Origin of the sequence: Rhizobium sp. GR12 (assembly GCF_036596185.1) — a bacterium.
In the GTDB taxonomy this organism is placed as follows: Bacteria; Pseudomonadota; Alphaproteobacteria; order Rhizobiales; family Rhizobiaceae; genus Agrobacterium; species Agrobacterium nepotum.
In genome coordinates, this window is record NZ_JASXTH010000031.1 from 1 (window position 1) to 5,124 (window position 5,124).

The 5,124-nt window shown below is 55.1% G+C and carries 5 protein-coding genes; 1 reads left to right on the plus strand and 4 read right to left on the minus strand.

The window, feature by feature from the left end; genetic code table 11:
* Positions 1-391: 391 nt before the first annotated feature.
* Positions 392-532 carry a hypothetical protein gene (locus tag QSK43_RS26865; RefSeq protein WP_167304872.1) on the plus strand — a complete coding sequence of 47 codons (141 nt, stop codon included), beginning with the start codon at positions 392-394 and terminating at the stop codon, positions 530-532.
* 835 nt (positions 533-1,367) lie between these two features.
* Here the strand turns inward: QSK43_RS26865 and QSK43_RS26870 are convergent.
* The 4 genes from QSK43_RS26870 to QSK43_RS26885 all read right to left on the minus strand — a co-directional run bounded on the left by QSK43_RS26870 (position 1,368) and on the right by QSK43_RS26885 (position 4,665).
* A complete protein-coding gene (locus QSK43_RS26870) occupies positions 1,368-1,508 on the minus strand; it encodes a hypothetical protein (RefSeq protein ID WP_332306007.1) in 141 nt (46 codons plus the stop codon).
* 90 nt (positions 1,509-1,598) lie between these two features.
* Entirely contained in the window at positions 1,599-3,263 is a 1,665-nt protein-coding gene (locus tag QSK43_RS26875; RefSeq protein WP_332306008.1) for a type IV secretory system conjugative DNA transfer family protein, read from the minus strand.
* The gene (locus tag QSK43_RS26880) at positions 3,260-3,568 is read right to left on the minus strand and encodes a mobilization protein (protein ID WP_332306009.1); all 309 of its coding nucleotides are present in this window, start codon (positions 3,566-3,568) and stop codon (positions 3,260-3,262) included. The genes QSK43_RS26875 and QSK43_RS26880 overlap by 4 nt, the downstream gene beginning before the upstream one ends.
* A gap of 185 nt (positions 3,569-3,753) precedes the next feature.
* On the minus strand, positions 3,754-4,665 hold the full coding sequence (locus QSK43_RS26885) for a nucleotidyltransferase and HEPN domain-containing protein (RefSeq protein WP_332306010.1): 912 nt from the start codon (positions 4,663-4,665) through the stop codon (positions 3,754-3,756).
* Positions 4,666-5,124: the final 459 nt, after the last annotated feature.

A 5,124-nucleotide genomic window follows, 5' to 3' on the forward strand; every position in this document is an offset into this window, starting at 1 on the left:
CATCCGCTTGATTTCTCTAGAACGAAGCAGTCCGTCGCCAGCAGCGCCGCCGCCCTCGTTCAGTGAGCGGACTTATAGAGAGCAGCTTGCGCTTACGTCAATGGGCAAAAAAGAAAATCCTTGGAAAAAAACGGGCGCCAAAATTCCGTAAAATAATCAACACCTTGGTGGCATCGACGTCGTGTGGACAATTATTTCCAGAATTACGATGGCATTTTTAGTAGTCCGCTTTCACTATACAGAGGCTTACGCCTGCTCAAATTGTCGAATAGAGCTTAATACGGCGGTGGTTGGGTTGCGCCACGAGTGCAAGCTTGATCGCCGAAACATTTCGAGTGAGTGCTATCCTTGAGGATAGCGAATTCCAAACAGCAGAATGGAAACGCTCGAAATGTCTGATGGTTCTTGGGTAGATTGGTTTCCTTTCGTCTTTTTCCCGGCCAAGATCATAGTACTCGGCATAGGCATGTATTATGCGATCAAGTGGCATCACGACCAGGCGAAGAAAGACAGCGAGACGAAGGGGCACTGAGCGTGCCCCTGCTGTCCGTCGCTCAAGCTCGCATTGCATTGCTGGCTGAAGGCGACGAGAGCGGCAAGCAGTTGCAGCGCCTCCACGGCGAATTGTCAGCCTCATAACTGTCACGGAACAACGGGCGAACTATGTGAGAACATCCGCGCCAATTGTTCTACATTAGATTTTTCTCAATGAGAACATTAGCTTGTCTCTATCAAAAGCCGCTCCAGATAGCTGGAAGCGGCATGCTTGATGAAATAAATAGAATACGAGTAGCCAATATTCGGGAAAGTATTTGAGCTAGAAAAATGTTGCTCGTTCCCATGAAACATGGAGATCAATCGAGATTTCCACTCACTTTGTCAATTAGCTCAAGGATATGCTTAATCTGCAAGCCTCCGCCCATGGCTTTAACGACAGTGCGCCAGCCGTTCGGTGCGCCTTTCCGATTGGGTCCCAGGTCGCTATCGCCTCGTAGAGCGGAGATCGATCCAGATTTTAAGCGTCAAAACACCTGTTACGACACACGCCGCAGGTAATCCTAGATAGATCATCGGCCCAAAAAGTATCATACCCGGGGTGTCACAAACGCCAGGAGGCCCACAGCTCATGTGCGAGCTTACGGCATAGTCAATGAGATACGCAATCGATCCAAAGCCCGCTATGTCGTAACATGGATCATATGCGATCCTAAAAATATCGGCTGTCTCGCCTAGCACGAGAGAACCGTGAATAGAGCATTCCGGTATAGCTACGGCCTGTTTCGCCCATCCCGATCCGGGCCGCGCCAACGATACAGCGGACGCTTTCATGATCGTTGTCGTTGAAAACACGCAGCACGCCTCCACTTTTATTCCTTCACAGCAAAACGCACGCCCGTCCTGCCGGTCACTTCGGTCAATGGGGAGCGCGTTCCCGTCAGGACAGGCTGGATCACCGCGTACCATATTCCGTTACAGTGGACGCTTGTTTCCGGGGCTTGCCAAGCCATATCCACTTCCTGCTACGGTCAAGATAGCTCGAGGGCCGCGCGTACAATGGTGTGACGGCTTGCCGAACTGCCTTTCCGTCACGCTTCCCGTCAGACTGGGTCGAACATCTCCCTGAACTCCGGATCGGCAAAATAGGCAAGCTTTTCAGCAAAAATTGGTCGTTGTCCGGCCAGGAACAGCAGTTGTCCTTTCGCCGGCAGATTGCGTACCTCATCAGGGGTGAGTAGTGGCCGGCCGGTATGTTGCTGGCTGTAGGAGATCCCGGTCTTTTCGGAATCGAGCGCTCTCGCCATGGTCTGGAATACGACCGTTTCCTGTCCGAGCAAATCAGAGATGAGGCGGGCGCTGTCATGATCGTTGACGCCGAAGACCTGCAGCATGCCAGCGTTTGACAGGAAGGTTCCGGCGCGGTGACCGTATGTGGCACGCAGCTGATGGATGTCCTGGAGGATGGGCCAAAGCTGGACACCATAGCCCGCCATCAGACCCATCGCGCGTTCGACTGGAGCCAGATACCCAAGGGATGCAAACTCATCGAGCAGATAGAGAACAGGTGTCGTCGGCTTTGTCGGATCGCGGGCCATTTCGAGCAGGCTTTGTGAGACAAGCAGGCGCAGCCAGCGCGAATAGGTCGAGAGGCGATCAGGGGGAAGGACGAGGAACACCGTCACGTTGCAGCGCTTGAGATCGGCAAACCGGAAATCCGAGCGGCTGAGTACGTCCGTCATGCGCGGTGAATCGAGAAAATGAGTATGGCGTTGAGCTGCGGAAAGAACGCCTGCGGCTTCGCGATCGGATTTTCCGAGGTGGCGGTTCGCGGCACGAGCGACAAGACCTCTCGCCGCATCGCTTTCCTGCATACGCTTGAACAGTGCTGCGAAGTGTTCCGGAGCGAGGGTGAGATAGTCGCGAAGTGTTGCGAGGTGCCTGCGTCTCAAAGGCTCCGCTGCAACGATCCTGAGCAGCAATCCGGCAATAAGAGCTTTTGCTTCCTCGTTCCAATGCGCCTCGCCCGCCATTCCCGGTTCGTCGAACACGAGAGCGTCGGCAAGGGTACTGGCGTCTTCCGCGACATCGAGGCTGTGGGGATCGAGCATGGCCAGGGGATTGAAGGCTGCCGAGGGTCTTCCGGTCACCCCAAAAGGATCGAGCACATGAACGGGGCCGAATTTCTGGCGGGCACGGCCACTGATCCTTGCATTCTCGCCTTTTGGATCGACGCAGATCACGGAACGCTCGACGGTAAGCAGGTTTGGGATGATAGTGCCCACACCCTTGCCGGTACGCGTCGGTGCCATTGTGAGGAGATGGGCCGGACCATCATAGCGCAGAGGCTTGCCTGATTTGGTATCACGACCGATCAAGAGGCCGGAACCGGATGAGGTGAGAGCGGCTATCTCCTTGTCAGTCGCAAAGCGGGCGGAGCCATGGGTCTCAATGTCGCTATCCCCGAAATGCAAAATCAGCGCACTGGTGATGAACCGGAAGGTGATAGCAGCGAGCGCCAGCAGGGTGACGAGATCGGGGATGATGAAGACAACCGAGCCCCGCCCGAAACCCGTTTGCTCGAGGAAATGACGGCCACCCATGCCTATCACAAACGTGACAATGATGAGGATGAAGATAAATCCGAGGAGGCGTTTCCAGATCCGGAAGGGCATGGCAATCAAAGCGAGGAATGCCCAAAGCGGATCGCGCGCGGCGGATCGCATCATGTTTTTGAATGCGCCCCGGGCAAGTCGCGGTCGGTTCATGGAAACCCTTGCGTGCTGTCGCCACTCTCTGCCGTGCCCGGCTGTACCGGTCCGATCAGATCGGCAAAGAGCGCCTTGTCATTGTCGCGTGTCAGAAAGCCCGGTAGTTCGCGGCGCAGCCATTCACCGAGTTGCTTGCTGAATTCCTGATCATCCGAGGTCTCCAGGTGATGCACAACGAGCGACCCGATCAGGACCTTGCGGCGCATATCGTTGTTGCGCTCCGTTTTAGAAAGACGGGCCTTCAGGGCGGAACGTTGCGCATCCAGTTCAGCCAGGCGCTGTTCGATGGTTTTCCTTGCCACGATTATTCCTTTCGATTGCGGTCGCACCGGAACTGCCGCTGGTGACTGCGGCTTCGTTCCTGAAAGACAGACCAGTTTCTATGAGGAGATCGACATAGCGATTGTGAGAGTAGGTTTGACCATAGGGTTCATGACGCTGCGGTGGCTGCTACCTGAGCTCAGGATTGTTGTGTCACCGGTGAAGCTCAGTCGCTGGCTTTCGCGGCCTGTTTGAGCTTTTCGATGTGATCGCGGCAGAGCGTTTCAACCAGCTTGTGAAGTTCCGCCGTCCGCTCCTGAAGCCAGGTGAGCGCCTCTTCGGAAACCTCGAAACGCTTCGAATAGCGTGCCTTGACGTAGGCCTCATTCAGAATGTTGTACCACGTGGTAAATCGCTGACGGTCGCGCGGCCAGATGTCGATCAAACGGTGATCACGACCTTCGGAAAGTCCACGCAGGAATTTGAGATTGTGCGACGCAGGGGAATAGTTTGTCAGTGTCAGGAGGTAGCAGTTGTAGGCGGTCTCCACTGCCTGATGGAGTTCGAAAACAGCATGCTTCATCCGCTTGTCTTTCAGATACAGCGACGTATCGAGAAACGAGCGAGCGGCAGCCATCTCTTCGTAAAAATGCTCTTCGGCTACTCTGAGTGCATCGGCAGGTCTGAGCGGCTTCGGTTCAGCCAGCGGCCTGTCGTCGAATTCGTAGAGGACGATGCCTTCACGGGCGAGATCGACAAAGAAGGGTTGGCCGTCATTTAGAAAATTGCTGATCTCGCGAGCGCCGTGCACGATCAGGCCCACAGGCGTCTCGATCTCCTTGTCCCACATCAGCCGGTCTGTTGTCTTGTCCCAGTATTTGGGATCGGCCAGTTCCTTGTTGCTGACGATGACGAGAATGTCGAAATCCGAGCGGTAGCCTTTCGACGTATGCGGCTCATCCACCCAGGTGCCACGCGCGTAAGAACCAAACAGAATGATTTTGAAAATCCGTCCATCCTTCTTGGCGTAAGACTTGGAGCGCTCCACCAGATCAGCAAACTCTTCCTGGATAATTCCGACGACGCGCGCGAGCTCGCGTTGCTTTCGTTCCGGCAAATGTTCAAGGCTGGTCTTCATGTCTGCTCCGTTTCTGGACGGTATCCTGTATGGTCCATTGTAAACTTCTTTGAAACTCCGATTTTTGGCAGCCGCCAATCAAATGCCTGTCTCCCGCACGCGCAATCTTCCGGCGGGTTGCCTGCGCGCGCTCCTCTATGTCGAGCCGCGCCTGCGATGTCTTCCTCCACTCTTCCAGCTCGCTTGTCCCTTGTCCTCTGTCCCTGATCCGTCGTGCGATCAGCCTGCGCCTATCGCCCTCCCCGGATTGATGCATTTGTGTCCCTATTCAAACACGAGCAATGGCCACTTGGCGACTACTACTTTTAGCAGTCGAAATCACCGTTCGTTGTTGCTAGCGTTGCCACCGGTAAACAGACAAGGGCGCACTTACGACTTGCGGCGACTTGCGGCCGACTTGCGGCGCGTTTGAGCGTTTGACGTCCTCCTTGAGAACCGGGGATTTCGTTTGGCGATTTA

Excerpts from the sequence above, each read along its gene's own strand:
- QSK43_RS26865 (WP_167304872.1), top strand. The coding sequence starts at position 392 with ATGTCTGATGGTTCTTGGGTAGATTGGTTTCCTTTCGTCTTTTTCCCG.
- QSK43_RS26870 (WP_332306007.1), bottom strand. The coding sequence starts at position 1,508 with ATGGCTTGGCAAGCCCCGGAAACAAGCGTCCACTGTAACGGAATATGG.
- QSK43_RS26875 (WP_332306008.1), bottom strand. The coding sequence starts at position 3,263 with ATGAACCGACCGCGACTTGCCCGGGGCGCATTCAAAAACATGATGCGA.
- QSK43_RS26885 (WP_332306010.1), bottom strand. The coding sequence starts at position 4,665 with ATGAAGACCAGCCTTGAACATTTGCCGGAACGAAAGCAACGCGAGCTC.